The following is a 25,348-nucleotide window of genomic DNA, read 5'->3' as shown; positions in this document are numbered from 1 at the left end:
CTCAGGCGGCGTCCTCTTCCTCCGCGTCCCCGGTTTGGGCTGGCTTGTCCAGCCAGCCGAGGACGATTTCATTGAAGCGCTGCGCCTGATGCACCATGGGCCAGTGTCCCGTTTCCAGCGCCACCACCTTGCTGTCCGGCTTGGCCGCCAGCGTTTCCGTCCATTGCGGCGAGTGGAACATGAACGGCTTGCGCATGCCGTAGATGTACAGCATCGGCACCCTGGGCACGAACGGCACCAGCGAGCTGTACGACCCGGCCGCGCCGGCGGTCAGGATGTAGTACGGGAAGTTCATGCCCGAGCTGATGTATTCCCGCGGCGACGGCGCCCCCAGCGCGCCGGCCATCGAGCGCGTCATCATCCTGCCGATGGGGCCGCCGATGGTCCAGGCCAGCGCCAGCGTGCTCTGGTAGCCGCCCACCATCATTTTCTGGCCGACCGAATACGAGCGCCGCGTGGCCTTGGACTGCGCATCGCCGATGTCGACGCCGATGATGGCCGAGACCAGCGCCTTATTACGCATGTAAAACTCGTAGCCGAACACGCAGCCCCAGTCGTGCAGCATCAGGATGACTTTGTCCTTCTTGTTCACGCTGTTGACGATGTGCAGCAGGATGCGGACCATGGCGTCCAGCGTATACGAGCGGCGCGGCTTGGCGATATCGAAACCGGGCAACGTAAAGCGCACGCAACGGTAGCGATGCTTGAGCTCGGCCACCTGCGCGTCCCACAGGCGGTAGGTATCGGGCCAGCCGTGGATCATGACGATGGTCTCGTCGCCCTCACCTTCGATAAAAATGTCGATCCCGTCGACCACCATAGCCGGCTGCATGCTGCTCCTCTGAAAACTGCGCGCTGTTGAATGTCTTATCTTACAACATTACGACTTGCCAGCGTCCTCATCCAGTTTGCGCAGGAAGGCCAGCTTGTCGGCGATCTTGGTTTCCAGCCCGCGCGGGACGGGCTGGTACCAGCCGGGTTCGCGCATGTCGTCGGGGAAGTAGGTCTCGCCCGCCGCGTAGGCGTGCGGCTCGTCGTGGGCGTAGCGGTATTCGTGACCGTAGCCGAGCTCCTTCATCAGCTTGGTCGGCGCATTGCGCAGGTGGACCGGCACTTCGCGCGACTTGTCCTTGCGCACGAAGGCCATGGCTTCGTTGAAGGCGTTGTAGCCGGCGTTGCTCTTGGCGGCAATCGCCAGGTAGACCACCGCCTGCCCCAGCGCCAGCTCGCCCTCCGGCGACCCCAGCCGCTCGTAGGTGGTGGCCGCGTCGTTGGCGATCTGCATGGCGCGCGGATCGGCCAGGCCGATGTCTTCCCACGCCATGCGCACGATGCGGCGCGACAGGTAGCGCGCGTCGGCGCCGCCATCCAGCATGCGGCACAGCCAGTACAGCGCCGCGTCCGGATTCGAGCCGCGCACCGACTTGTGCAGCGCCGAGATCTGGTCGTAGAAATTGTCGCCGCCCTTGTCGAAGCGGCGCGCGTTCAGGGTCAGCGCGTTCTGGATGAACTCGGCCGTGATCTTGTTGGTCTTGGCGGCGTTGGCGGCGGTACTGGTCTGTTCCAGCAGGTTCAGCAGGCGGCGGCCGTCGCCGTCGGCGTAGCCGATCAGGGTGTCGATGGCCGCTTCGTCGAATTCCAGCTGGGTCAGCACCTTGGCGCGCGCGCGGTCGACCATCTGCCGCAGCTCGCTTTCGTCGAACGATTTCAGCACATACACCTGCGCGCGCGACAGCAGTGCCGAGTTCACCTCGAACGAGGGATTCTCGGTGGTGGCGCCGATCAGCGTCACCAGCCCCGATTCGGCGTATGGCAGCAAGGCGTCCTGCTGCGACTTGTTGAAGCGGTGGATCTCGTCGACGAACAGGATGGTGTGCTTGCCCATGTCCAGGTTGTGCTGGGCCTGTTCCATGGCGGCGCGGATATCCTTCACGCCCGAGAACACCGCCGACAGCGCGATAAAGGCGCAGTCGTAGGCCTTGGCGGTCAGGCGCGCCAGCGTGGTCTTGCCGACGCCGGGCGGCCCCCACAAGATCATCGAGTGCGGCTGGCCCGACTCGAACGCCAGCCGCAGCGGCTTGCCCGGCCCCAGCAGGTGGCGCTGGCCGATGACGTCGTCGAGCGTCTTGGGCCGCAGGGCTTCGGCCAGCGGCTGGCGCGGTTCGGTGGAAAATAAGTCTGCCATGTTCTTAAGGCCAATAATGTCATTCCCGCGGACGCGGGAATCCATACAGCGCTGGCCGGGATGCTCAGCATGGATTCCCGCGTGCGCGGGAATGACAATGATTCAGCCAGCGGTCAATTATTGAATACGTCCGCGCCCTTGGGGATGACGAATTTAAAACTCGTGGCACTCAGCGCCGGATTTTTTTCGATTTTGCTGAACTTCAGCACCGAGGTCTGGCCGAAGGAATCCTTCAGCTCCATCGCTTCCGGCAAGCCGTTGCGCAGGCCGATGTTGATTTGCTCGAAGCTGGTGTCCTTCCCTTTCGGCACTGCTTTCAGCCACTCCAGGCCATCCTTGCTGCCGCCTTCGGACAGGGTGAAATTCTTTTCCAGATCATTGCTGCCGAACAGGATCGCGGCCGGCGACGAACCCAGCGCATCGCCAAGCTTCTTGACCGTGACCTGGTTCAAATCCTTGTCGTACACGAACAGCTGGTCGCCATCGGCCTGCAGCACCTGCTCGTACGGCTTGCTGTAGGTCCAGATGAACTTGCCGGGGCGCGCGAACACGAAGGTGCCGCTGGCCGGAGTCGACACCTTCGGTGCCTCCGTGCTGCCCTTGACCTGGCGCTGCACGAACTCGCCCCTGGCCGCCTTGGTCGATGCCACGAAAGACTTGAACTGCTCCAGCGCGCTGGCGTGGGCGAAGCCCGCCAGCAGCAGGCCGGCGCCCAGGGCCATGGCCGATTTAAAACGCATCATACGATTTATCCTTATTCTGCACTGGCAGCCGGCACGAGAATGTCGCGGTTGCCGTTCGATTGCATGGCGGAGACCACGCCGCTATTTTCCATTTGTTCCAGCAGGCGCGCCGCGCGGTTGTAGCCGATGCGCAGATGGCGCTGCACCAGCGAGATCGAGGCGCGGCGGTTCTTCAGCACCACCTGCACCGCCTGATCGTACATCGGATCGGCCTCGCCGCCGCCCTCGCCGGCCGGGGCGCCGTCGGCGCCACCACCCTCGCCTTCCAGCGTGCCGCCTTCGAGGATGCCCTCAATGTAATCGGGCTCGCCGGTGGTCTTGAGGTGTTTCACCACCCGGTGCACCTCGTCATCCGAGACGAAGGCGCCGTGCACGCGGATCGGCAGGCCGGTGCCGGGCGGCATGTACAGCATGTCGCCCATGCCCAGCAGGGTTTCCGCGCCCATCTGATCCAGAATCGTGCGCGAGTCGATCTTCGACGAGACCTGGAACGCGATCCGGGTCGGGATGTTCGCCTTGATCAGGCCGGTAATCACATCCACAGATGGGCGCTGCGTCGCCAGAATCAAGTGCAGGCCGGCGGCACGGGCCTTTTGCGCGATACGCGCGATCAGCTCTTCCACCTTCTTGCCGACCACCATCATCAGGTCGGCCAGCTCGTCGATGATGATGACGATGGTCGGCAGTTTTTCCAGCGGTTCCGGCGAATCCGGCGTCAGGCTGAACGGATTCGGAATGTGTTCTTCCTTCTTCTTGGCCTCGGCGATCTTGGCGTTGTAGCCGGCCAGGTTACGCACGCCCAGCTTGGACATCAGCTTGTAGCGGCGCTCCATCTCGTTCACCGCCCAGTTCAGCGCGTGGCCGGCCTGGCGCATGTCGGTGACCACCGGCGCCAGCAGGTGGGGGATGCCCTCGTACACCGACATCTCCAGCATCTTCGGATCGATCAGGATCATGCGCACGTCGCGCGGATCGGCCTTGTACAGCAGCGACAGGATGGTGGCGTTGATGCCCACCGACTTGCCGGAACCGGTGGTGCCGGCCACCAGCAGGTGCGGCATCTTGGCCAGGTCGGCCACCACCGGCTTGCCGGCGATGTCCTTGCCCAGCGCCACCGTCAGCGGCGAGGCGTTGTCGTTGTAGACCTTGGAACCGAGGATTTCGGTCAGGCGCACGATCTGGCGCTTGGGGTTCGGCAGCTCCAGCGCCATGTAATTCTTGCCGGGGATGGTTTCGACCACGCGGATCGACGTCAGCGACAGCGAACGCGCCAGGTCGCGCGCCAGATTGACGATCTGGCTGCCCTTGACGCCGGTGGCCGGCTCGATTTCGTAACGCGTCACCACCGGCCCCGGATAAGCGGCCACCACCTTGGCCTCGACGCCGAAGTCGGACAGCTTCTTCTCGATCAGGCGGCTGGTGAATTCCAGCGTCTCGATCGACAGCGTCTCCTGGGTTTCCGGCGCCTCGTCCAGCAATGACAGCGCCGGCAGGCCGCCGTCGCCGCCCGGGCGCGGCAGGTCCTGGAACAGGCTGGCCTGGCGCTCCTTCTCCACGCGCTCGGACTTGACCACCGTGACCACCTGCGGCTCGACCTTGATCGGCGGCGCCGCCACCGGATGCTTTTCCACGTGCTTGGCGCGTTCGTGCACCACAACTTCCTCGCGCTTGACCGCCGCGACCTCGCCCTGGCGGCGGTCCTCGCGGTACTGGTAGCGCTGGATGAACCAGTCGATCACGTTCTCGATGCCGGCGCCGATACGCTCGGCCACCGCCATCCACGACACCTGGAAGAACAGGCTGAAGCCCAGCCCGAACAGCAGCAACAGCAACAGCGTGGCGCCGGTGAAGCCGAACGCCACGTGCGCCGAATGCCCGATCAGCTCGCCCAGTACGCCGCCCGACACGCGCGGCAGCGCGGCGTGGCTGGTCAGCGAACGCAGCCGCAGGAATTCCAGGCCGACGCTGCCGATGAACAGCAGCACGAAGCCGATCGCGCGGATCAGCCCCTCCTGCGCGTGCTCCGGTTCCGGCTCGGTCGACAGCACGTATTTGTGCGTCAGGCCGCGGTAACCCTTCCACACCACGCGCAGCAGGCAGAACGCCCACCACCAGGCGGAGATGCCGAAAATATACAGCAGCAGGTCCGACAGCCAGGCGCCGGCGCGGCCGCCCAGGTTGCGCACCTGCGGCACCAGCGTCTCGTGCGACCAGCCCGGATCCAGCTTGTTGTAACTGGCCAGGATCAGCACGAAATACACGCCCAGCACCGCCAGCGCCAGCCAGCGCGCTTCCGACAGCAGCCGCACCAGCCGGTTCGGCAGCGGCTGGCGCTCGACGGGCGTGCGGGTGTAGCCGGAGGCGGCGGCGCTGCCGGCGCTGCTGCGCGGCGTGCGTTCCTGAACTTTTTTACTGCTCATAGGTATTAAGGTGTTGCAATGTTGGCGGTCAGGAAATGTTCCTCAAGCGGTATTCTAAGGCATACGGGCCATTCCGGCCCCACGATTCATCCTGATTCCGCGCTTGCACTATAATCTTGTATTGCTTGCGTAATTGCAATAGCAGCATCCCTTGCGGCTCTTGCGTGCGCCCCCACATTCGGATTAATCCAACATACTTGAAGAAGCTTGCCATGACCACTCCCAAACACGCCCGCGTCCTGATACTCGGCTCCGGCCCCGCCGGCTACAGCGCCGCCATTTACGCGGCACGCGCCAACCTGAAACCGATGCTGGTCACCGGCGTCGAGCAGGGCGGCCAGCTGATGACCACCCACGATGTCGAGAACTGGCCGGCCGATCCGATGGGCGTGACCGGTCCCGACCTGATGCAGCGCTTCCTGCAGCACGCCGAACGCTTCAACACCGAAATCGTGTTCGACCACATCCACACGGTCAAGCTGAACGAAAAGCCGCTGCGCCTGATCGGCGACAGCCATGAATACACCGCCGACACCCTGATCATCGCCACCGGCGCCTCGGCCCAGTACCTGGGCCTGCCTTCGGAGCAGGAATTCATGGGCCGCGGCGTGTCGGCCTGCGCCACCTGCGACGGCTTCTTCTACCGCAACCAGGAAGTGGCGGTGATCGGTGGCGGCAACACCGCGGTCGAGGAAGCGCTGTACCTGTCGAACATCGCCAGCAAGGTCACGCTGATCCACCGCCGCAACAAGTTCCGCGCCGAACCGATCCTGATCGACCGCCTGCACGCCAAGGTCGCCGAAGGCAAGGTCGAGATCAAGTACAACCACACCCTGCAGGAAGTCACCGGCAATGAGGGCGGCGTGGCCGGCCTCAAGCTGCAATCGACCGACACCGGTGCCATCACCGAAATCGCCGTGCACGGCCTGTTCGTGGCGATCGGCCACAAGCCCAACACCGGCATCTTCGAAGGCCAGCTGGAAATGCACAACGGCTACATCAAGACCAATGCCGGCAGCGACGGCATGTTCACCGCCACCAGCGTGCCAGGCGTGTTTGCCGCCGGCGACGTGCAGGACCACATCTACCGCCAGGCCATCACCAGCGCCGGCACCGGCTGCATGGCCGCGCTGGACGCGCAGCGCTACCTGGAAGCGCAGGAGTAAGCGCATGAAAGACTTCGCCGACCTGAAATCCCTGGGCAAACAGCTCAAGGAGCAGGCCGAGGCGCGCGCCGTCGCCGACAAGGAGCGCGTCCAACAGCAGAAGAAGCAGGCCGTCGAAGCCAATCTGTTCCAGTCGGCGCTGGGTGGCGTGCAACGCATGCCGGTCTCGGACCGCTACGTGCCGCCCAGCGTGCCCAAATCGGTCGCGCCGGACAAGGCGCCGGCCCGCAAGCTGACCCAGGCCGAGGACGACGCGGCCGTGCTGCGCGAATCGCTGTCCGACCTGTTCGAGGTCGATCATTACCTGGAAGACGATCCGGCGCTGAATTACTCGGCGCCCGGCGTCGGCCCGGACGTGATGAAGAAAATGCGCAAGGGCCACTGGCCGGTCCAGGACGAGCTGGACCTGCACGGCATGAACCGCGACCAGGCGCGCGACGCGCTGGGCGCCTTCCTGACCCGCGCCCAACAGCGCAATCACCGCTGCGTCTGCGTGATCCACGGCCGCGGCTTCGGTTCGCGCGGCCAGGAGCCGGTGCTGAAATCCATGGTGCACAGCTGGCTGGTGCAAAAAGGCGTGGTGGCGTTCTGCCAGGCACGCAACCACGAAGGCGGCGAAGGCGCGCTGATCGTGCTGCTGCGCGCCGCCCTGCAGCCGCAGCGCTACTGACCGCCGGGCGCCGCGGCGCCCGCATCCCTCCCCTGTGCCGCCGCCACGGCCGGCTGCCGTTGTTGTTTGCCCCCCCCCCGCGAAACGTTAATCTGATTCAACGGATCTATCCCTGACGGGTCGGTCATGTTAACCTACGTGCAACGCAACCATGGTCCTGCAAGCAACCGATGAAGCATTTACCGATACCGCACGTTTCCCTGATCGCCATCATTGAAGTCGTGGCGATACTGGTGGGGGCGCTATCGGGTTTCGTGGAAGCGCGACGCAAGCGCATGGACATCGTCGGCGTATTCACGGTCGCCTTCATTGCCGCGTTCGGCGGCGGCACGCTGCGCGACATCCTGCTCGACAAGCGGCCGCTGTTCTGGGTCCAGCACCAGGAATACGCGATTTTGATCTTCGTGCTGGCCCTGCTGGCGACGCCGCTGATGAAAACCGTCAGGCAGATCATTTCCGAACGGGTGATCGTGGTGGCGGACGCCATCGGCCTCGGCTTGTTTGCGGTGGCCGGCGTGGCGCAGGCGCAGACCGCGCACATGCCGATCTTCATCGCCTCGATGATGGGCGTCATCACCGGCATCTTCGGCGGCGTGCTGCGCGACATCGTCTGCAACGAGGTGCCGATGGTCTTCCGCGATGGCAAGCCGTACGCCATCTGCGCCTTCTTCGGCGCCTGGCTCTACATCGGACTGCAATACACCGACGTTTCCGACGACTTCGCGCTGTGGACCAGCGCCGCCTTCATCACCATCCTGCGGCTGGTGACCTGGAAGTTCGACCTGCACATCCACTATCACAAGAACCCCTGAGCGCGCGACCGCCGGCGTGCGCCTCAATCCTCCAGGCTGCCCGCTGTCGTGACGCCATAGCGGTCCGCCTGCACATTGCCGGTGACGGCGTGGGTGCGCACATCGGCCGTTATCGGCAGCATCTGCCGGTTCCACGCCTCCCACTGCGCCTTGAGCCTGGCGAACACCTCGGGATGGCGTCTGGCCAGGTTGGCGCGCTCGCGCTGATCCTTGACCACATCAAACAAAAATTCGTTCTTGCCGATCTTCAGATATTTCCAGTCGCCGGCGCGGATTGCGCGCTGCGCGTTGGCCTTGTAGCGCCACAGCAGCGTGCGCTCATAGGGCTGCGCCTGACCCAGCAGGACCGGCAGCAGGTTCTGGCCGTCGCTCGGATAGTCGGGGTCGGGCGCCGCGCCCGCCGCCGCCAGCAGGGTCGGCAGCCAGTCCATGCTGATCGCCACCTGCGCGCTGACCTGCCCGGCCGCGATCCTGCCCGGCCAGCGCACCAGCGCCGGCACGCGGATGCCGCCTTCCAGCAGCTCGGTCTTCTGGCCCGTCAGCGGCCAGGTCTTGGAAAAGCGTTCGCCGCCATTGTCGCTGGTGAAGATCACAATGGTGTTGTCGGCCAGACCGCGCTGTTCCAGCGCCCGCAGCACGCGGCCGACCGACGCGTCCAGCGCCTCCACCATGCGGCCGTAGGTCGCCAGGTCGCCGCCGTCGTAATGGAAGATGTTGTCGATCTCGCGCGACACCGCCTCGTCGCCCGGCCCTTCCCACGGCCAGTGCGGGGCGGTGTAGTGCAGCGACAGCAGGAACGGCTGGCCGGCCTGCTGGCGGTTGATGAACGCCACCGCGCGCGCGCCCAGCAGATCGGTGTAATAGCCGACCTGGTGGACCGGCACCTCGCCTTCGTACAAATCTTCCCGCACCTGCGGACCGACGCCCGGCTTGTGCGTGTAGTAGTCGATCGCGCCGCCGTAGTTGCCGAAGAAGCTGTCGTAGCCGCTTTTCAGCGGGCCGAACGCCGGCAGGTAGCCCAGATGCCATTTGCCGATCAGCGCGGTGGTGTAGCCCTGCCGCTTCAACAGCGACGGCAGGGTCGGATGCGATGGCGGCAGGCCGATGGTGTCCGATGCGCCGGCGATCGGCTCCTCCAGCCCGCCGCGCAAACGGTATTGGTAGCGGCCGGTGATCAGGGCGAAGCGCGTCGCCGAGCACACCGCCGAGTTGGCGTAAGCCTGGGTGAAGCGCAGTCCCTGCGCGGCCAGCCGGTCCAGGTGAGGCGTCTGATAGTCGGTCTGGCCGTACACGCCCAGGTCGGCGTGGCCCATGTCGTCGGCCAGGATAAAGACGATGTTCGGTTGCGGCTGGCCGGCCGCGCGTGCGGCCGGCAGGCAGTTTGCCAGCGCCAGCGCAGGCAGGGTTTTGAGCACGCGGCGGCGGGAAGTGCTGGTCATCATGTCTCCTGTTCAGAAATCTGCGCGGGCGCTGAGGCCCACAGTGCGGGGTGTACCAATCACGGCGTTGTACGCGCCGAAGCTGGTGTTCCACATGCTGGTGTAATACAGCTTGTCGAAGGCGTTCTTGGCCCACAGCGATACGTCCCATCGGGCGCCGCCGGCCTTGAAGCGGACGCCGGCCGACAGGTTGCTCAGGCTGTATGCGGGAATCTTCGAATAACGCGACGCGTCCAATGTGCCGTAGGCCTCGTCGCGGTAGGCATAGTTGGCGTTGACGTAGCCCTCCACCCGCTCGGCGAGCGCGTGCGCGTATTGCGCGTTCAGGCTGCCGGTCCAGCGCGGCGCGTTGACCAGCGCGGCGCGGCCCGACAAATCGCACGCTGTGGCGCCACTCTCCGGCGGGCACGGCGCGTTGGTGTAGCGCAGATAGCGGACGTCGTTGTATGCGGCGTTGGCGCCGAGGGTCAGGCCTTTCGCGGCCAGCCACGACGTTTCCAGTTCCGCGCCGCGACTGCGCACGTCGCCGGCGTTGGTCAGATAAGACGTCAGCGTGGCCGGGTCGTAGGCATTGTTCTGGTAGCCGCGCACGATGTTGGCAAACAGGCTGGCATTGATCTGCGCGCGGCGCTCCCACAGATTGCTCTTGATGCCCAGTTCGAGGTTGTTGGCTTTCTCGTTGCCCACCTTGAGCGAGGCGATGCCGGCCGCGCCGGGCACCGTCAGGTTGATGCCGCCCGACTTTTCGCCGTGCGACAGCGTGGCGAAGGTCAGCACATCGGCATCCAGCCGGTAAGCCAGCGTCAGCAGGGCCGACGGACTCAGATTATGCAGGCGCACGTCGCCGGAATCGAACGCGCCGTAGCGGGCGTTGCGCGCCGCCAGCGCCGCGCCGGTGACGCTGGCGCCGCCGGTCGGCGCGTAGCGGATTTCATAGGCGCGCTTGTCTTCATAGGTGGCGCGCAAGCCGCCGGTCAGATCCCAGCGCGGATCGATATGCCAGATCGACTGGCCGAACAAGGCGTAGCTGTTGACGCGCAGATGGCCGTCGGCCAGGCTGGTGAGGTTGCTCAGCGCCCCGGCCGGCGCCGCGTTGAAGGTATCGGCCAGCGGACCGTTGTAGGTAAAGCTGGTGTTGTCCAGGTTCTGGTAATAGTAGTAGGCGCCGGCCACCGATTCCACCTCGCGCCCGGACGGCGTCGCCAGGCGCAATTCCTGGGTGAACTGGCGGTGGCGCGTCAGCGCGCCCACGTTCAGGGTGACCGGCACATCCAGCCCGTCGTCGTTGCGGGGCGTGAAGTTCCAGTAGCGGAACGCGCTGACCGCGGTGAATTTGTAGTCGTTGTCGAGCTTCCAGTTGGTTTCCGCCGACAGCCCGCCTTGGTGCACGTCGACGTGCGAGCCGCTGTCCAGGTTTACCGCGTAGCGGGCCGGGTCGGTGATCACGTGGCCGCCGACCGCGGCGGCCTGCGTCAGCAATCGTCCGCTCGGGCCGGCGTTGTAAAACACCAGCGTGCCGTTGTTCGAATCTTCGCTGTTGTAGTCGGCGATGACGCGCACGCTCAGGCTGGCGTCCGGCTCGTACAATAGCTGGGCGCGCACGCCTTCGCGCTCGCCGCCCTGTACCCGGTTGCCATTGTACAGATTGGTGATGTAGCCGCCTTCGTGCGTCTTGTAGACGGACAGGCGACCGGCCAGCGTGTCCGAAAAGGCGCCGGAAAGACTGGCCTTGGCCTGCGCGTAACGGTCCTGCCCGACGGCGAGCGAAGCGCTGTTTTCGCTGCGGAAGCCCGGCTGTTTGGTGGTGATGTTGAGCACCCCGGCGGTGGTGTTCTTGCCGAACAGCGTGCCCTGCGGACCGCGCAACAGTTCCAGTTGCTGCACGTCGAGCGCATCGAAAGCGGCCATGCCGGGCCGGGCCAGGTAGACATTGTCCAGGTACAGGCCGACGCTGCCCTCCAGGCCGTCGCTGGCGGTGTTGTTGCCCAGCCCGCGCACGGCAAAACTGAGCTGGCGCGCATGGACGAAATTGACCGTGGTGCTGGGCAGCAGCTGCTGCAAATCCTGCACGCGGTAGACGCGGTTGTTTTCCAGGGTCTTGTCGTCGAGCACACTCATGGTGGCGGGCACGCTTTGCGCCGTTTCGTTGCGGCGCCGGGTCGAGACGGTGACGCTGGCGATCACGCCCAGCGCGCTGTCGGCGTCAGCCGTCTCGGCGCTGGCGCCATCGGCGGCCAGCACAGCGCCGGGCACGGCCACGGCGGCGGCTGGCGCCGCCGGCGTTTGTGCCAGCGCGCACGGCCCGTAGGCCAGTATCAGTGCCGACGCGATGGCGGCGGCGATTTTTTTCTGTCGCATGTTCCGGGCTTTCTGAAAAGCGGGCATAGACTGCCCCGCACGCCGGCTGGCTGGCCGGCGCGTTATCGTTATGAAAGAAGATAAGAAGAACTGTTTTAGTTGGTCACGACGCGGTACGCGCCCAGCTCCGGCGGAGTCACCGCTTTTTCCGAACGCGGCGTGCCCGCCGGCGCCCAGTCGTACGGCACCGGCTGCGCGCGGTAGACCCAGTTGCTCAGCACCGGCCTGCCGGCGCCGGCCACCGGCGTCGCCGCAAAATAAGGGCTGATGTATTCCCAGGCGATGGCGCCGTTCGCCGTGACCTGGAAGATGCGGCCGTTCATGCCTTCGTCGATCAGGGTATTCCCGTTCGGCAGACGGCGTGCACTGCTGATGAAGGAGCTGTAAAAGCCCCAGTCGGGTCCATTCGAATCGCCGCCCGTGTATTCCCACACGATCTGCTGCTTGACCGGATCGATTTCCAGCACGCGAGAACGCGGTTGCACCCCGACGCTGACGCGCGGATAGCCGGCCTCGCCCTGGTTGTCGAACACGATCAGGTTGCCGGCGCCGGGCAGTCCGGGCGCGATCAGGTGCGCATCGTGCTGGCCGACGATCTGATCGACCGGCCGCGGCAGCACGCGCGGACCGCGCGCCGGCGCCGGATAATCCGGCCCCAGACGCCACACCACCTTGCCGGTACGCTTGTCGATGATGACGATGAAGTTGGCTTCGCGCGAATCGATCAGGATGTTCTCGGGATGGAAGCGCTGATCGCCGGCGTCGTACCAGCGGTTCGGCCCCAGCACCGACATATTGTTGATGTGCAGGTAGTCGAACGGCGCCGCCTTGCCGCGCGGCGAAGCGCCCTGCTTCACCAGCCGCAGCGCCGCCGCCGAAAAGCCGAACTCGTCCAGGTGATCGGACGCCACCCATTTCCACACCACGTCGCCCTGGCGGTCGACCTCGTAGATGACATCGTCGAGCACCTGCGGCGCACTGAAGCCCGGCAGCGCATGCACCAGGTTCGCCAGCACCAGCGTATTGCCATTCGCCAGGCGGCGCCAGTCGTGGTGCTGGCGGGCGGCGCCGCCCGGCACTTGCGCGGGCGCCCTGCCCTCGACCGGCGCGGCGTACGCGTCCTGCGCGCTGGCGGCCGCGCCCCACTGCCACACCACCGTGCCATCCCAGTCCAGCTCGCCGATGGCCTGATTGCGCAAGCCATTGCCTTCGTTGCTGGTGCCCGGCACGCTGGCCAGCTGCACCAGCACGTTACCGCGCCGGCCGCCGGTCAGCGCCGGGTCGAGCAGCACCGGCGGGAAGCCTTCCGCCGACCAGCGGTGCACCTCGTTGCCGTTCATGTCGATCAAATGGGTATTCTTGTCCTGGCCACTGAAGATGACGTAGGTGTTGTACGCGGTGGCCGGGTCATAGCGGGTGACACCGGTCGGATAGACACTGGGCGCGGCAACCAGCCTGGCGGCGGCGAGCGACAGCAATGACAGGGCGATAAGCTTGCAGGGATGCTTGGGCATGGCACGGGCTTTCAGGAGTGGACAGTTTTTCCATATTACCGATTCACCTAGAAAACCCGAACTAATATAACCAATAAAAGATATACAAAAATCACCTTAATCGGCCCCGCCCAAAAAAAATGCCGGCGAGGCCGGCATTCCGAATAAGGCTGAAACTGACTTACACCGCGTCCGGGCCGGTCTCGCCGGTGCGGATGCGGATCACTTGTTCGACGTTTTGCACGAAGATCTTGCCATCGCCGATCTTGCCGGTGCGCGCGGCCTTGATGATGGCGTCCACCACCTGCTCGGCCACGCCGTCGTCGACCACCACTTCGACTTTGACTTTGGGCAGGAAGTCGACCACGTATTCGGCGCCGCGATACAGCTCGGTATGACCTTTCTGGCGGCCGAAGCCTTTCACCTCGGTCACGGTCAGGCCGGTGACATTGACTTCAGCCAGCGCCTCGCGCACCTCGTCGAGTTTGAACGGCTTGATCACAGCGGTAATCTGTTTCATGACTTCTCCTTATGTCTAAATCGAAAATCCGGTGCAGCAAAACTGCAAACTTTGGTTCTATTGTAATCGACACACGGAGACTGTCCATGCGCATAAGCTTATTCTTTACTCTTGCACCGGAATGGCGCGCAGTTCTTCCATCCATACAACGCTTTGGGCATCACTTGGTGCACGCCAGTCGCCGCGCGGCGACAATGAACCACCGCTGCCCACCTTCGGTGCGTTCGGCACGCAGCTACGCTTGAACTGGCTGGTGCGGAAGAAGCGGTCGAGGAAGATGCCGAGATTTTTCCTGATCGCCGCCAGGTCGTACTGGTTGCGCGTAACGTGGTCGCCGTCCGGCCAGCGGCCCTGCGCCTTGTCCTTCCACGCCGTGTGCGCCAGGAACGCCACCTTGGACGGGTTAAAGCCGAAGCGCAGCGTGTAGTACAGATTGAAGTCCTGCAGCTCGTACGGGCCGATGGTGCTTTCGGTGCGCTGCTCGGGCTGGCCTGCGGCGGTGCCGGGCACCAGTTCGGGACTGATTTCGGTGGCCAGGATATCGAGCAGCACCTGCGCGTCGTTGCGGCCGATCACGCCCGACTCGGCCACCCAGCGCACCAGGTGCGAGATCAGCGTCTTCGGCACGCTGGCGTTGACGTTGTAGTGCGACATGTGATCGCCCACGCCATAGGTGCACCAGCCCAGCGCCAGTTCGCTCAGGTCGCCGGTGCCGATCACCAACGCGCCGTTGTGGTTGGCCAGCCGGAACAGGTGGTTGGTGCGCTCGCCGGCCTGCACGTTTTCGAAGGTGATGTCGTACTGCTGCTTGCCTTCGGCGTAGGGATGGCCGAGGTCCTTCAGCATCTGCAGGCAGCTCGGGCGGATGTCGATTTCCTGCGCCGCGCAGCCGACCAGCTGCATCAGCGCATGCGCCTGCTTCAAGGTGCGCTCGCTGGTGGCGAAGCCGGGCATGGTGTAGGCCAGGATGTTGGTGCGCGGCAGCTTGAGCTTGTCCATCACGCGCGCGCATACCAGCAGCGCGTGGGTGGAGTCGAGGCCGCCCGAGATGCCGATCACCACTTTCTTCAGGCCGCTGGTGACCAGGCGCTGCGCCAGCGCCTGCACCTGGATGTTGTAGACCTCGTTGCAGCGCTCGTCGCGGCGGCGCGGATCGGCCGGCACGTAGGGGAAGCGCTCGACGCAGCGCTTCAGCGCCAGCGGCTGGTCGCGCGCCAGTTCGAGCTCGAAGAACACGGTGCGGAACTTACCGATTTCGGCGGCATGGCGCTGCGCCGATTGCGCATAGGTGTTCATGCGCATGCGCTCGCGCGACAGGCGTTCGAGGTCGATGTCGGCAAAGGTCAGCGTCGGTTCGTCGATGAAGCGTTTCGGCTCGGCCAGCAGTTCGCCGTTTTCGTAGATCACGCCCTGCCCATCCCAGGCCATGTCGGTGCTCGATTCGCCGCCGCCGGCCGAGGTGTACAGATAGGCGGCGATGCAGCGCGCCGACTGCTGGCCGACCAGCTGGTTGCGGTAGTTCGACTTGCCCACCAGCGCGTTCGAGGCCGACAGGTTGACCAGCACGGTGGCGCCGGCCAGCGCCGCGAACGACGACGGCGGGATCGGCACCCACACGTCCTCGCAGATCTCGACGTGGAACTTGAAGTTGGGAATATCGGCCACTTCGAACAGCAGGCCGGAACCGAATTGCACGCGCTCGCCGAGCAGATCGATCTCGGTGGCCAGCGCGTAATCGGCGCTGCTGAACTGGCGCGCCTCGTAGAATTCGCCGTAATTCGGCAGATAGCTCTTCGGCACCACGCCCTGGATCTGGCCGTTGGCGATCACCACCGCGCAGTTGTACAGCTGGTGGTCGACGCGCAGCGGCGCGCCCACCACCACCGCCATCTTCCAATCGGTGGAGGCGTCGAGAATCGCGCTCAGCCCGTCGAGCACGCCGTCCAGCAAGGCGCGCTGATGGAACAGGTCGTCGCAGGTATAGGCCGACAGGCCCAGTTCGGGAAACGCCACCAGCGCCGCGCCCTGCCCGGCGGCCTGCTCGGCCAGGCGGATGGTCTGCTCGGCGTTGTAGGCCGGATCGGCAATGCGGCACACCGGCGCGGCGATGGCGACGCGGGCGAAGTCGTGCGTGTACAGATTGAAGAAGTTGGAGGCCATGGCAATATTTTCAGGGCTGCAAAATCCGATTATCGCATGGGCAAGACGAAGCCGCAGCCTACGGGAAACCCGGAGATGAGCTAGACTGGCGGCATCATCAGGCATCGGGCGGGAGGCAGTGTGGCAGAAGCGGAGTTCATGGTTATCGACTCGTTGGCGGACGTGGATCCGGCGCAATGGCAGGCGCTGGCGGGCGACAATCCGACCCTCGGCTACACTTTCCTGCACGCCCTGCATGAAACCGGCTGCGCCGCGCCGCGCACCGGCTGGACCCCGCGCTACCTGGTGCTGTACCGCGACGGCGTGCTGCGGGCCGCGATGCCGCTGTACCTGAAGGAGCACAGCCGCGGCGAATACGTGTTCGACCACGCCTGGGCCGACGCCTTCCACCGCAACGGCATCCCCTACTACCCCAAGCTGCTGTCGGCGGTGCCGTTCACGCCGGTGACCGGCAGCCGCCTGCTGGCGCGCACGGCCGAAGACCGCCTGCTGCTGGCGCAGGCCGCGGTGCAGGCGGCGCGCCAGCTGGAGACGTCCTCGCTGCACATCCTGTTCCCCAACGCCGATGACAAGCAGGCGCTGGCCGACGCCGGCTACATGCTGCGCGAAGGCGTGCAGTTCCACTGGGAGAACGCCGGCTATGCCGATTTCGACGCCTTCCTGGGCAGCATGAAGATGGACAAGCGCAAGAAGCTGCGCCAGGACCGCCGCCGCGTGGCCGACGCCGGCATCCACTTCGAGCACCTGGCCGGCGCCGCGATCAGCGACGAGGTGCTGCGCTTCTTCTACAGCTGCTACGTCTCGACTTACCAGGCGCATTATTCCAAGCCTTATCTGTCGCTGGCCTTCTTCCAGCGGCTGCTGGCCGAGATGCCGGACAATCTGATGCTCGTGCTGGCCAAGCGCGGCGAGCAGCCGGTGGCGGTGGCGCTGAATCTGGTCGGCGACAACATCATGTACGGGCGCTACTGGGGCACGCGGGAATTCATCTCCGGCCTGCATTTCGAGACTTGCTACGTGCAATCAATCGACTACTGCATCCGCCACGGCATCGCCAGCTTTGAGGGCGGCGCCCAGGGCGTGCACAAGATGTCGCGCGGCCTGGTACCGACGCCGACCTGGTCGGCGCACTGGGTGGCCGACCGCCGCTTCGCCGACGCCATCGCCGACTTCCTGCAACAGGAAACCGCCGCCATGGACGACTATATCGACGAACTCGAAGAACATACGCCATTCAAATCTGGCCGCTAGCCGCGCTCTGACGGCAGCACCGGGACGCCGGCGGTTCGAAACACCGAGACCGCCGCCACCAGCCGGCCAGCCTGCTGCGCCAACACATTGGCAGTCTCGGCGGTGCCGGCCACCAGACTGGCGTTCTGCCGGGTGGTCCGGTCCATCTGCGCGACCGCCTGGCTGACCTGGGCAATGCCGTCGGATTGTTCCGCCGTCGCCTGCGCGATGCGCCGCATGGCTTCCATCACGCGCTGTGCCGATTGCACGATCTGCTCCATCACCTGCCCGGCCTCGTCCACGCGGACGGCGCCTTCGCCTATGCTCGCGGTGGAAGCGGCCACCAACTGCTTGACCTGTCCGGCGGCTTCCGCGCTGCGCAGGGCCAGCGCGCGCACTTCCGCGGCCACCACCGCAAAACCGCGGCCATGCGTACCGGCGCGCGCCGCCTCCACCGCCGCGTTCAGCGCCAGCAAGTTGGTTTGAAACGCCAGTCCGTCAATCAGCCCGACGATTTCCGCGATGCGTTGCCCGGCCGCGCCGACCGCCTCCATGGTCGCCACGATGCCGGCCACCTTTTCGCCGCCCAGTACCGCATCCTGCGCCGCATCGGCGGCCTGGCGGTCGGCAGCGCCGGCATCGTCCGCGTTCTGGCGCACCGCCAGCGCCAGCTGCTGCATGGTGGCGGCGGTCTGCCTGAGCGCGCCGGCCTGCGTATCATTATGCTGCGACAGCGTGGTATTGCGGCTGGCAATGTGACGCACGCCGGCATCCACATCGTCAGTCGCGCGCCGGATCGATCCCACCGTGCCGACCAGCTCCTGCTGCATATGGCGCAGGGCGTGCAACAGCATGGCGATTTCATTGTTGCCGGCCGCCGCCACCGGCACACTGAGGTCGCCGGTCGCCATGCGATCGAAATGCGCCTGCGCCGTCGTCAGCGGACGCAACACCAGGCGGCGGAAGAAGATCCAGCAACCGGCCGCCAGCAGCAGCGAAAACAGACCAATGCCGGCGGCCAGCCGGTTGGCGGCGCGATAGCGCTCAACGGACGCATCGCGCAGACCCGCGCGCACGGTTTCCGCATGCTGTATCAGTTCGTGCAGTGTGGTGGCGAATGCGGCGTCGGCCTGCTCCGCGCTGGCGCTGGCGGCGGCGTACTGGTCCAGCGAGACTTCATACAGCGCCTCTTCCCGCCCGCTCAGCACGCGCACATAGTCGTCGTAGGCGCGCACCAGCATGGCCGAGCGCTGGGTCAGCGCGGCATCGTCGCGCAACGCCAGCAGGTAGCGCTCGAACGCCTGACGGGCAGCTTTCAGCGAAGCGGACGCCAGGCGCGTATGGTTGGTCGCGGTGATCTGATCGCCGCGCAGCAGGTCGATGTAAGCGTTGTCCATGCGGCTGAGCGTCAGCAGCAGCAAACGTTCGCTGTCATGCAGCGGCTGCAGTTGGCGGTCGGACAGCGCCGTCACCCGCGCCATGGCGGCCGCCGCCGCGCGCGCGTTCAGCCATCCTGCCAACAGGGTAGCGCCCAGCGCACAGCAAAACAAGGCCAGCACCATCGCCAGCGCGGCGCGTATTTTCAGATTCACCAGCATAAGCAAATTCAACCCAAGCAGAAAAGTGAAAGGCCGGCCTGGCCGGTCCATCTGCTAATACGCTGGCGGCGTTATTTGGGTTACAGTCTCCATGGCAAATATTTTTCCCGTAGAGCACCAAAAGGAACGGATTCCCTCAAACATGAGTTTATCCATCAGGGAAACCCGTACGGGAGTACAATATATCTTCTTCCCCTGGAGGGTTTTCCAAAAAGCAATACGTGGTAAAGAGTATGAATGCAGATTTTATAAAACAACGTAACCGCTTCAAATCCGCCACCATGAAGCGGATCGACGTCTCCGAAGAATCGTACAACCAGGTCACCAATGTGCTGGCGACCATCGCCAAACCTTTCCATGTACGCAAGGGCGAATACCTGCAACGCGCCGGCGTGCCGGCCACCCAGGTGCACTGGCTGGCCAGCGGCGTGGTGCGCGCCGGCTTTTTCAACCGCGAAGGAATAGAAATCACGCTGCGCTTTTATCGCGAGGGCGAATCGGCCACCACGCTCACCGATCTGATCAATGGTGAAACCGGCCAGCCGGCCGCCGAGTTCCTGGTGGCAGAGACGCCGATCCACGGCTTCACGCTGGACTGGAAGGCCGCCAGCGAACTGCGCGCGCAGAACGAGGTGATGCAGCAGTATCACCTGAACATCGCCATGGCCGGCCTGCAGAGCCTGGCCCAGCGCGCCTACACCAATGGCGAAACCTCGGCCCACGAGCGGCTGGCGGCGTTCCGCGAGGAATATCCTGGTCTGGAAGCGCGCATTTCGCAGCGGGCGATCGCCTCCTACCTGGGCATCACGCCGCAATACATGTCGCGCCTGCGCCGCGAGGCCGAAGCGGCAACCGGCGTGGCGCGGCCGGAACAGCCATAAAAAAAAGCCCCGGGCCGTCGCCTCGGGGCTTGCGCGGGCTGCCGGCGAATTAAGCCTGCAGGCCCTTCTCGTAGTTGGCCACGCCGGCCAGGATTTCCTGCTTGGCTTCTTCCGGACCGTACCAGCCGTCGATCTTGACCCATTTGCCTTTTTCCAGATCCTTGTAGTGCTCGAAGAAGTGCTGGATCTGGCGCAGGCGCAGTTCGTTCAGGTCTTCCGGCTTCTGCCAGTGGCTGTAGATCGACAGCACCTTGTCGACCGGCACGGCCAGCACCTTGGCGTCTTCACCCGACTCGTCGGTCATCTTCAGCACGCCGATGGGACGGCAACGCACCACCACACCCGGGATCAGCGGGAACGGGGTGATCACCAGCACGTCGACCGGATCGCCGTCCAGCGACAGGGTGTTCGGCACGTAACCGTAGTTGCATGGGTAGTGCATGGCGGTACCCATGAAGCGGTCCACGAAGATCGCGCCCGACTCCTTGTCGACTTCATACTTGATCGGATCGGCGTTCATCGGGATTTCGATGATCACATTGAAATCGTTCGGCACGTCTTTGCCGGAAGGCACTTTATTCAAGCTCATGGATTTTCCTCTGTATTGATGCGGACGGTTATAACCGCGACATTATAGCCAACAAGTGGCGGCTTGTGCGGCGCAACACCGTTGGGGATTTGCTATCATGGTGACTTACGGTGCTCACTCGCCCTCTACCTGTTGCTTACTCGCATTTCATCATGATCTTCCGCCAGCTGTTCGATTCCGCCTCGTCCACCTACACCTATCTGCTCGGCGACAGCGGCGAGGCGCTGCTGATCGATCCGGTCTACGAGCAGGCGCCGCGCGACCTGGCGCTGCTGCAGGAACTCGGGCTGCGACTGGTGGCGACGCTGGATACCCACGTCCACGCCGACCACGTCACCGGCGCCTGGCGGCTGCGCCAGCGCACCGGCAGCCGTATCGGCATCTCCGCCACGGCGCAAGCCAGCGAAACCGACCTGCCGCTGCACCACGGCGACCGCATCGCCTTCGGTCGGCGCCATCTCGAGGTGCGCGCGACGCCGGGCCACACCAGCGGCTGCCTGACCTATGTGCTGGACGACCAGAGCATGGCCTTCACCGGCGACAGCCTGCTGATTCGCGGCTGCGGCCGCACCGACTTCCAGCAGGGCAGCCCGCAGCAGCTGTTCGCCTCGGTGCACGAGCAGATACTCAGTCTGCCGCCTGCATGCCTGCTGTATCCGGCCCACGACTACCGCGGCATCACCGTCACCAGCGTGGCCGAGGAACGCCGCTACAATCCGCGCCTGGGCGGCGATGTCGACGTCGGCGACTTCACCGGCCACATGAATAACCTGCACCTGCCGCATCCCAAGCTGATGGCGGTGGCGGTGCCGGCCAATCTGCGCTGCGGCAAGCCGGAAGGCGACGCGCCCACCGACACGCCGTCGTGGGCGCCGCTGACCCTGCGCTTCAGCGGCGTGTGGGAAATCGAACCGATGGCCCTGCTCGAACACCTGAAGGAAGTACAGATCGTCGACGTGCGCGAAGCGCCGGAATTCATCGACCGTCTTGGCCACCTGGAAGGCGCACGGCTGGTGCCGCTGTCGCAGCTGAACGAGCGCATGGGCGAGTTCGACCGCGCGCAGCCGATCGTCGCCGTCTGCCGCTCCGGCGTGCGCTCGGCCCAGGCGAGTGTGCTGCTGACCAAGGCCGGCTTCGGCCAGGTCGCCAACCTGGCCGGCGGCATGCTGCGCTGGAAAATCGAAGGCTTCCCGGTCGAGTGCGATCCCGCCTAAACTGAGCGCCCTCAATAACGCTGCCCGGCGCAATACCTACACTGCAGGTTTAGTGCCCGACACGATGAGGCTCGCCATGATTCCCCCGAACAACAGATGGCTGATCAATACTATCCTGATCGGTTTGATTCCCGTTCTCGCGCGACTACTCACCTGGACTGTCGCGAGAGACAACATCAATTTGCTGGCGCCGCCAGACTTCATAACACTTGGTCTGGTCGTCCACATTTCACTTATTAATGAGCTTGCGCGTGCACATACACCTGACCACGGATCAAAAGTTCTGTTAAATGCTATATCACTGATGTTCGTAACTTTGTACGGCACTCTTTACGCACTTACCATCATCGCTGAACGTAATCCGGAACTAATTGACACTGCTTCTGTCTTAAAAGACAGCTTCCTCTTATGTACAGTATCGATCGCCTTTGGTCTGGTACTGTTTCGACAGCTGTCGTCAAGGAGACCGTCATGACACCCTTGGAAATTTTCGCGCACCTGATCACCAGCATAGGCGTGATCGTTGGTGTAGGGGCATCAGTCTGGCTCTACCGGGATGCAAAGAAAAAGTATCCGCACAAAAAAACGGCCGGTAGCAACCGGCCTGTTCCTTAGAGTATCGTCGCCAGTGCGCACTGGCGATAGTGGTTGGCGGCTTCCTCTTCCTGCCCCAGCGCTTCGTGCATCTGCGCCAGCTTCAGGTGCGATTCGCGCACCATGCGCGGCTCCGACGCATCCGACAAGGCTTGCTCCAGATAGCGCTGGGCCTTGCCCCACAGCTTTTGCTTGAGGCACAGCGTGCCCAAGGTCAGCGCCAGTTCGGCGTCGGTCGGACGCGCATTGGCCCAGTTCTCGCAATGCTCGATCTGCAGCAGCAACGCCGCCGAGCCTGCCGGGGCCGCCGCGTCGCGGTAGGCGCGCACCACGCGCTCATCCCAGTCCGCCGCCAGCGATTCCTCCGCCACCAGCCGCGCCTCGTCGTGCAGGCCGCGCGCGTTCAGCGCGGTCGCCGCGCGGCAGGCCACGTAGGGTTTGATGCGGTCGGCGGTCGGCACCGTCGCCCACACGCGCAGCAGCGATTCGGCATCGTGATTGCCCGACAGCAGATCGTCATACGCCAGCTCGCGCAGCCGCGACGACAGCGCCGGATGCAGCGCCCGGTGCTTGTCCAGCGAGCGCACCAGCCGCAGCACTTCCGGCCAGTTCTTGGCCTGCTGCTGCGCCTTCAGCGACAGTTGCAGGGCGTGGATATGGCGGGTACCGCTGGCGTTCAGCTCGCGTACGGCCTCCAGCGCCAGTTCCGGCTGATGGTCATCCACCGCCAGTTCGGTGGTGGTCATCAGGCGCGCCGTCTTCATCGCGTTGTCGCCGGCCAGCTTGGCCAGCCACTGGTCGCGGCGCGGCCCCTGGCGCATGCGGTGCGCGGCGCGGGCGCCGATCAGCGCCGCCACGCCGGCATTTTCCGGCAGTTCGGAGGCGCGCAGCGCGGCCTTCTCGGCATGGCCGAAACGGCCTTCGAACAAGGCTTTCAGGGCTTCACGCAAGCCCTTGTTGCCTTCGCGCTCGCGCTTCTGCTGACGGTAGGCCGCCACCTTGGCCGGCATCCTGACCGTGGCGCGGAACGCGCGGATCACCACATACAGGAAGGCGAACAGCGCCACCTCCAGCACCACGAAGAAGTTCAGCGAAAGATCGATACGGTGCGGCGGATAAAACAGCACCACATTGCCCGGATTGAAACGCGCCGTCACGGCAATGCCGATGGCGGCGGCCATCAAGGCGACTAACCAGAGGAATAAACGCATGACTAAGGCTTCGCTTTGTAGTTGCGCACCGCGTTCAGGCTCTCGGCCAGGGTCGGCATCTCGATCGCGAGATTGCTGCTCTGCACCTGGCGCAGCACGGCCTGTACGGTCTGGGTGGACTTGGCGCGGGTATCGAAATACTTGACCAGCGCATCCTGCGCCGCGATCAGGTCGGCGCGGAAGGCGCCTTCGTTACGCGACAGCAGCGCCATGCGCGCATTCAGCAGCCGCAGCTTGAGGTTCTCGCGCAGGAAGTAAGCCTGGGCCGGCGACAACATCAGCGCATCCGGCGTCTCCACGTTGCGCACGCGGATCAGCTGGCGCACATCGGTCCACATCTCGCTGCTCCAGCCATTCCAGCCATCCTGCAAGGCTTGCAGCCAGGGGTTGACGGCCGGCTCCTCCACCTTGACCGGCTTGCCGTCCTTGCCGCGCACGATTTTGGTCTTGACCTTTTTCTCGGGCGGCGCCGGCAACGTCGGCTTCTCGTCGGCCAGCATCGGCAGCTGATCGATCTGGGCGATCGCATTATCCAGGCGTAGCGCCACACCCACCGAGTCCACGCTCGGCAGCGCCTTGAGCTTTTCCATGTCCTTGGCGATCGCGCGGCGGATGGTGATGAATTGCGGCTTGTCGGAGCGCGACAGGCTGCGGTCCGCATTTTGCAGCGCGATCAGCGCGCCCGGCACGTTGCCGGCCAGTTGCAGCTGCTGCGACGCCGTCGACAGCACCTGCTCGATCTCGGTCAGCGCCCATTCATCGCGGTTCTTGGAGAGATCCTGATACAGCTGTTCCAGCGCCAGTTGCTGGCTCTGGGCTTCCTGCTGCTTGCTCTCCAGCAGAGACACCTTGCCTTGCAGCTCCTTGGTGCTCTCCTGCACCGAGCGCACCAGATTGCCGGTGTCGGCATTCGACGCATCGCCCTTCTGCAGCCGCATTGCCATCTCTTCGCGCAGCTTGTTCACGCGCGCGTGCGACGACCAGGTCTGGCCGGCCAGCAGGATCGCCAGCACGAGGATGCCCACCGACAGCATCTGCGGTTGTTGCAAGGTTTCGAGCAGGCTCGGTTCGGGCTGCGAAGGTGGCGGCGGCTCGACAGGCTTGGCTGTCGAAACGGCCGGATCAGGTAATGTAGGCAAATCGTTCATAGACATGATTGTAACGCGGCCAGCAGGCGTTCGTCGCCTGATCCGGTCAGCGTCAGCTGGGAAAATCCTAAATTGTTTGCCGTTTCGGCAATCCGGGCATGGGGCACGATCAGATGCTGTTGTTGCATGGCTACAACGCTATTGTGCTGCATCGCGCCAGCCGTCTGCAAGTCCATCTGATGCAGGAGGCCGCACAGGCCGCGCAGCGCTTCGGAGCTGGTGATCACCCAGTCGTTTCGCTGCGCCAGCAGACGCCGCAGGGTGGCGGCCAGCGCGGGCGTCAGCTCGGGCACGGCGCGGCGGTAGGCCGGGACCACGTCCACCAGGGCGCCGGCGGCGCGCAGGCCGTCGGCCATCAGCTCGCGGCCGCTCTCGCCGCGCACGAGCAGCACCGGCTTGCCGCGCAGCGCGTCCAGGTCCAGGGTTTGCAGCAGGTGTTCGCTGTCGCTGTGGGCGGCGTCGGCCGGGCTGACGATGCGGGCTTGCGCCGGGGTGATGCCGTGGGCCGCCAGCGCGGCGCGGCTGCCCTCGCCCAGCACGGCCAGGGTCACCGCCGGCGGCCATTGCCTGATGTGGGCAAACGCGGCGTCGATGGCGTTGGGCGAGACGAAGGCCACCAGCGCGTAGTCGGGCAGGCGCGCCAGGGCGTTCAGCAGCGCCGACTGATCTTGCAGCGGGGCGATTTCCAGCAGCGGCAGCACTTCCACCGCGCGGCCCAGCGCGGCGACGCGGGCCGCCAGCGGCCTGGCCTGCGCCAGCGGACGGGTGATGACGACGGCGCCGGCCATCCGTGGATCAGGCCGCGCCGGCGGGCGAACCGGACGACGGCGCGCCGGCTTGGGCGGCATCGGCGGCCAGTTCGGCGGAACGGGCGTCATCGTCGGCCTGGGCGGCTTCGCTCAGGCAGGCGGCGAGGA

21 protein-coding genes are annotated in these 25,348 nt (G+C 64.9%); 7 read left to right on the top strand and 14 right to left on the bottom strand.

The window, feature by feature from the left end; translation table 11 throughout:
- Position 1 precedes the first annotated feature (1 nt).
- The 4 genes from E4L98_RS26370 to E4L98_RS26355 form a co-directional block, all read right to left on the bottom strand.
- Positions 2 to 832 (bottom strand): alpha/beta fold hydrolase, encoded by an 831-nt coding sequence (locus tag E4L98_RS26370; RefSeq protein WP_135204509.1) that lies wholly within the window; start codon positions 830 to 832, stop codon positions 2 to 4.
- 48 nt (positions 833 to 880) lie between these two features.
- Positions 881 to 2,185 carry a replication-associated recombination protein A gene (locus E4L98_RS26365; protein WP_135204508.1) on the bottom strand — a complete coding sequence of 435 codons (1,305 nt, stop codon included), beginning with the start codon at positions 2,183 to 2,185 and terminating at the stop codon, positions 881 to 883.
- Between the two features lie 113 nt (positions 2,186 to 2,298).
- Entirely contained in the window at positions 2,299 to 2,928 is a 630-nt protein-coding gene (gene lolA / locus E4L98_RS26360; protein ID WP_135204507.1) for an outer membrane lipoprotein chaperone LolA, read from the bottom strand.
- An 11-nt stretch (positions 2,929 to 2,939) separates the two neighbouring features.
- Positions 2,940 to 5,348, bottom strand: coding sequence for a DNA translocase FtsK (locus E4L98_RS26355; RefSeq protein ID WP_135204506.1), 2,409 nt, complete (start codon positions 5,346 to 5,348; stop codon positions 2,940 to 2,942).
- A gap of 212 nt (positions 5,349 to 5,560) precedes the next feature.
- Here E4L98_RS26355 and trxB point away from each other — a divergent pair, with 212 nt between their 5' ends.
- From trxB to E4L98_RS26340, 3 genes are all read left to right on the top strand, one after another.
- Positions 5,561 to 6,514 carry a thioredoxin-disulfide reductase gene (gene trxB, locus E4L98_RS26350; protein WP_135204505.1) on the top strand — a complete coding sequence of 318 codons (954 nt, stop codon included), beginning with the start codon at positions 5,561 to 5,563 and terminating at the stop codon, positions 6,512 to 6,514.
- A 4-nt stretch (positions 6,515 to 6,518) separates the two neighbouring features.
- Positions 6,519 to 7,184 (top strand): Smr/MutS family protein, encoded by a 666-nt coding sequence (locus tag E4L98_RS26345; protein WP_135204504.1) that lies wholly within the window; start codon positions 6,519 to 6,521, stop codon positions 7,182 to 7,184.
- A 170-nt stretch (positions 7,185 to 7,354) separates the two neighbouring features.
- Positions 7,355 to 7,996 carry a trimeric intracellular cation channel family protein gene (locus E4L98_RS26340; RefSeq protein ID WP_135204503.1) on the top strand — a complete coding sequence of 214 codons (642 nt, stop codon included), beginning with the start codon at positions 7,355 to 7,357 and terminating at the stop codon, positions 7,994 to 7,996.
- Positions 7,997 to 8,019: 23 nt separating this feature from the next.
- On the opposite strand, the gene E4L98_RS26335 is transcribed toward E4L98_RS26340, so the two are convergent.
- From E4L98_RS26335 to E4L98_RS26315, 5 genes are all read right to left on the bottom strand, one after another.
- On the bottom strand, positions 8,020 to 9,435 hold the full coding sequence (locus E4L98_RS26335; RefSeq protein WP_135204502.1) for a sulfatase family protein: 1,416 nt from the start codon (positions 9,433 to 9,435) through the stop codon (positions 8,020 to 8,022).
- 12 nt (positions 9,436 to 9,447) lie between these two features.
- On the bottom strand, positions 9,448 to 11,793 hold the full coding sequence (locus tag E4L98_RS26330; RefSeq protein ID WP_135204501.1) for a TonB-dependent receptor: 2,346 nt from the start codon (positions 11,791 to 11,793) through the stop codon (positions 9,448 to 9,450).
- Between the two features lie 95 nt (positions 11,794 to 11,888).
- Positions 11,889 to 13,307 (bottom strand): aryl-sulfate sulfotransferase, encoded by a 1,419-nt coding sequence (locus E4L98_RS26325; RefSeq protein WP_135204500.1) that lies wholly within the window; start codon positions 13,305 to 13,307, stop codon positions 11,889 to 11,891.
- A 160-nt stretch (positions 13,308 to 13,467) separates the two neighbouring features.
- Positions 13,468 to 13,806 carry a P-II family nitrogen regulator gene (locus E4L98_RS26320; protein ID WP_019922031.1) on the bottom strand — a complete coding sequence of 113 codons (339 nt, stop codon included), beginning with the start codon at positions 13,804 to 13,806 and terminating at the stop codon, positions 13,468 to 13,470.
- A 105-nt stretch (positions 13,807 to 13,911) separates the two neighbouring features.
- The gene (locus tag E4L98_RS26315) at positions 13,912 to 15,966 is read right to left on the bottom strand and encodes an NAD(+) synthase (protein ID WP_135204499.1); all 2,055 of its coding nucleotides are present in this window, start codon (positions 15,964 to 15,966) and stop codon (positions 13,912 to 13,914) included.
- A 138-nt stretch (positions 15,967 to 16,104) separates the two neighbouring features.
- Here E4L98_RS26315 and E4L98_RS26310 point away from each other — a divergent pair, with 138 nt between their 5' ends.
- Positions 16,105 to 17,217 carry a GNAT family N-acetyltransferase gene (locus tag E4L98_RS26310; protein ID WP_135204498.1) on the top strand — a complete coding sequence of 371 codons (1,113 nt, stop codon included), beginning with the start codon at positions 16,105 to 16,107 and terminating at the stop codon, positions 17,215 to 17,217.
- On the opposite strand, the gene E4L98_RS26305 is transcribed toward E4L98_RS26310, so the two are convergent.
- On the bottom strand, positions 17,214 to 18,794 hold the full coding sequence (locus tag E4L98_RS26305) for a methyl-accepting chemotaxis protein (protein WP_167761456.1): 1,581 nt from the start codon (positions 18,792 to 18,794) through the stop codon (positions 17,214 to 17,216). The two genes, E4L98_RS26310 and E4L98_RS26305, sit on opposite strands and share 4 nt — an antisense overlap.
- A 281-nt stretch (positions 18,795 to 19,075) precedes the next feature.
- Here E4L98_RS26305 and E4L98_RS26300 point away from each other — a divergent pair, with 281 nt between their 5' ends.
- On the top strand, positions 19,076 to 19,675 hold the full coding sequence (locus E4L98_RS26300; RefSeq protein ID WP_135204496.1) for a Crp/Fnr family transcriptional regulator: 600 nt from the start codon (positions 19,076 to 19,078) through the stop codon (positions 19,673 to 19,675).
- A gap of 49 nt (positions 19,676 to 19,724) precedes the next feature.
- Here the strand turns inward: E4L98_RS26300 and ppa are convergent, their stop codons facing one another.
- Positions 19,725 to 20,264 carry an inorganic diphosphatase gene (gene ppa / locus E4L98_RS26295; RefSeq protein WP_135204495.1) on the bottom strand — a complete coding sequence of 180 codons (540 nt, stop codon included), beginning with the start codon at positions 20,262 to 20,264 and terminating at the stop codon, positions 19,725 to 19,727.
- 152 nt (positions 20,265 to 20,416) lie between these two features.
- Between ppa and E4L98_RS26290 the strand changes: the two genes are divergently transcribed.
- Positions 20,417 to 21,478, top strand: coding sequence for an MBL fold metallo-hydrolase (locus E4L98_RS26290; RefSeq protein WP_135204494.1), 1,062 nt, complete (start codon positions 20,417 to 20,419; stop codon positions 21,476 to 21,478).
- Positions 21,479 to 21,949: 471 nt separating this feature from the next.
- Positions 21,950 to 22,093 carry a hypothetical protein gene (locus E4L98_RS30230; RefSeq protein WP_167761455.1) on the top strand — a complete coding sequence of 48 codons (144 nt, stop codon included), beginning with the start codon at positions 21,950 to 21,952 and terminating at the stop codon, positions 22,091 to 22,093.
- On the opposite strand, the gene E4L98_RS26285 is transcribed toward E4L98_RS30230, so the two are convergent.
- The 3 genes from E4L98_RS26285 to E4L98_RS26275 are packed head-to-tail and all read right to left on the bottom strand — an operon-like array spanning position 22,090 to position 25,219.
- Positions 22,090 to 23,283 (bottom strand): heme biosynthesis protein HemY, encoded by a 1,194-nt coding sequence (locus E4L98_RS26285; protein ID WP_135204493.1) that lies wholly within the window; start codon positions 23,281 to 23,283, stop codon positions 22,090 to 22,092. The genes E4L98_RS30230 and E4L98_RS26285 overlap by 4 nt on opposite strands.
- Before the next feature lie 2 nt (positions 23,284 to 23,285).
- Positions 23,286 to 24,431, bottom strand: coding sequence for a uroporphyrinogen-III C-methyltransferase (locus tag E4L98_RS26280; protein ID WP_135204492.1), 1,146 nt, complete (start codon positions 24,429 to 24,431; stop codon positions 23,286 to 23,288).
- Entirely contained in the window at positions 24,428 to 25,219 is a 792-nt protein-coding gene (locus E4L98_RS26275) for a uroporphyrinogen-III synthase (RefSeq protein ID WP_135204491.1), read from the bottom strand. The genes E4L98_RS26280 and E4L98_RS26275 overlap by 4 nt, the downstream gene beginning before the upstream one ends.
- Between the last annotated feature and the right edge of the window lie 129 nt (positions 25,220 to 25,348).

Origin of the sequence: Duganella callida, assembly GCF_004614165.1 — a bacterium.
Classification (GTDB): Bacteria; Pseudomonadota; Gammaproteobacteria; order Burkholderiales; family Burkholderiaceae_D; genus Rugamonas; species Rugamonas callida.
This window is presented reverse-complemented; position numbering and strand designations above follow the sequence as displayed.

What these genes read in the sequence shown, in the direction of transcription:
- E4L98_RS26370 (WP_135204509.1), bottom strand. Translation starts at nt 832, where the DNA reads ATGCAGCCGGCTATGGTGGTCGACGGGATCGACATTTTTATCGAAGGT.
- E4L98_RS26365 (WP_135204508.1), bottom strand. Translation starts at nt 2,185, where the DNA reads ATGGCAGACTTATTTTCCACCGAACCGCGCCAGCCGCTGGCCGAAGCC.
- lolA (WP_135204507.1), bottom strand. Translation starts at nt 2,928, where the DNA reads ATGATGCGTTTTAAATCGGCCATGGCCCTGGGCGCCGGCCTGCTGCTG.
- E4L98_RS26355 (WP_135204506.1), bottom strand. Translation starts at nt 5,348, where the DNA reads ATGAGCAGTAAAAAAGTTCAGGAACGCACGCCGCGCAGCAGCGCCGGC.
- trxB (WP_135204505.1), top strand. Translation starts at nt 5,561, where the DNA reads ATGACCACTCCCAAACACGCCCGCGTCCTGATACTCGGCTCCGGCCCC.
- E4L98_RS26345 (WP_135204504.1), top strand. Translation starts at nt 6,519, where the DNA reads ATGAAAGACTTCGCCGACCTGAAATCCCTGGGCAAACAGCTCAAGGAG.
- E4L98_RS26340 (WP_135204503.1), top strand. Translation starts at nt 7,355, where the DNA reads ATGAAGCATTTACCGATACCGCACGTTTCCCTGATCGCCATCATTGAA.
- E4L98_RS26335 (WP_135204502.1), bottom strand. Translation starts at nt 9,435, where the DNA reads ATGACCAGCACTTCCCGCCGCCGCGTGCTCAAAACCCTGCCTGCGCTG.
- E4L98_RS26330 (WP_135204501.1), bottom strand. Translation starts at nt 11,793, where the DNA reads ATGCGACAGAAAAAAATCGCCGCCGCCATCGCGTCGGCACTGATACTG.
- E4L98_RS26325 (WP_135204500.1), bottom strand. Translation starts at nt 13,307, where the DNA reads ATGCCCAAGCATCCCTGCAAGCTTATCGCCCTGTCATTGCTGTCGCTC.
- E4L98_RS26320 (WP_019922031.1), bottom strand. Translation starts at nt 13,806, where the DNA reads ATGAAACAGATTACCGCTGTGATCAAGCCGTTCAAACTCGACGAGGTG.
- E4L98_RS26315 (WP_135204499.1), bottom strand. Translation starts at nt 15,966, where the DNA reads ATGGCCTCCAACTTCTTCAATCTGTACACGCACGACTTCGCCCGCGTC.
- E4L98_RS26310 (WP_135204498.1), top strand. Translation starts at nt 16,105, where the DNA reads ATGGTTATCGACTCGTTGGCGGACGTGGATCCGGCGCAATGGCAGGCG.
- E4L98_RS26305 (WP_167761456.1), bottom strand. Translation starts at nt 18,794, where the DNA reads ATGCTGGTGAATCTGAAAATACGCGCCGCGCTGGCGATGGTGCTGGCC.
- E4L98_RS26300 (WP_135204496.1), top strand. Translation starts at nt 19,076, where the DNA reads ATGAAGCGGATCGACGTCTCCGAAGAATCGTACAACCAGGTCACCAAT.
- ppa (WP_135204495.1), bottom strand. Translation starts at nt 20,264, where the DNA reads ATGAGCTTGAATAAAGTGCCTTCCGGCAAAGACGTGCCGAACGATTTC.
- E4L98_RS26290 (WP_135204494.1), top strand. Translation starts at nt 20,417, where the DNA reads ATGATCTTCCGCCAGCTGTTCGATTCCGCCTCGTCCACCTACACCTAT.
- E4L98_RS30230 (WP_167761455.1), top strand. Translation starts at nt 21,950, where the DNA reads ATGACACCCTTGGAAATTTTCGCGCACCTGATCACCAGCATAGGCGTG.
- E4L98_RS26285 (WP_135204493.1), bottom strand. Translation starts at nt 23,283, where the DNA reads ATGCGTTTATTCCTCTGGTTAGTCGCCTTGATGGCCGCCGCCATCGGC.
- E4L98_RS26280 (WP_135204492.1), bottom strand. Translation starts at nt 24,431, where the DNA reads ATGAACGATTTGCCTACATTACCTGATCCGGCCGTTTCGACAGCCAAG.
- E4L98_RS26275 (WP_135204491.1), bottom strand. Translation starts at nt 25,219, where the DNA reads ATGGCCGGCGCCGTCGTCATCACCCGTCCGCTGGCGCAGGCCAGGCCG.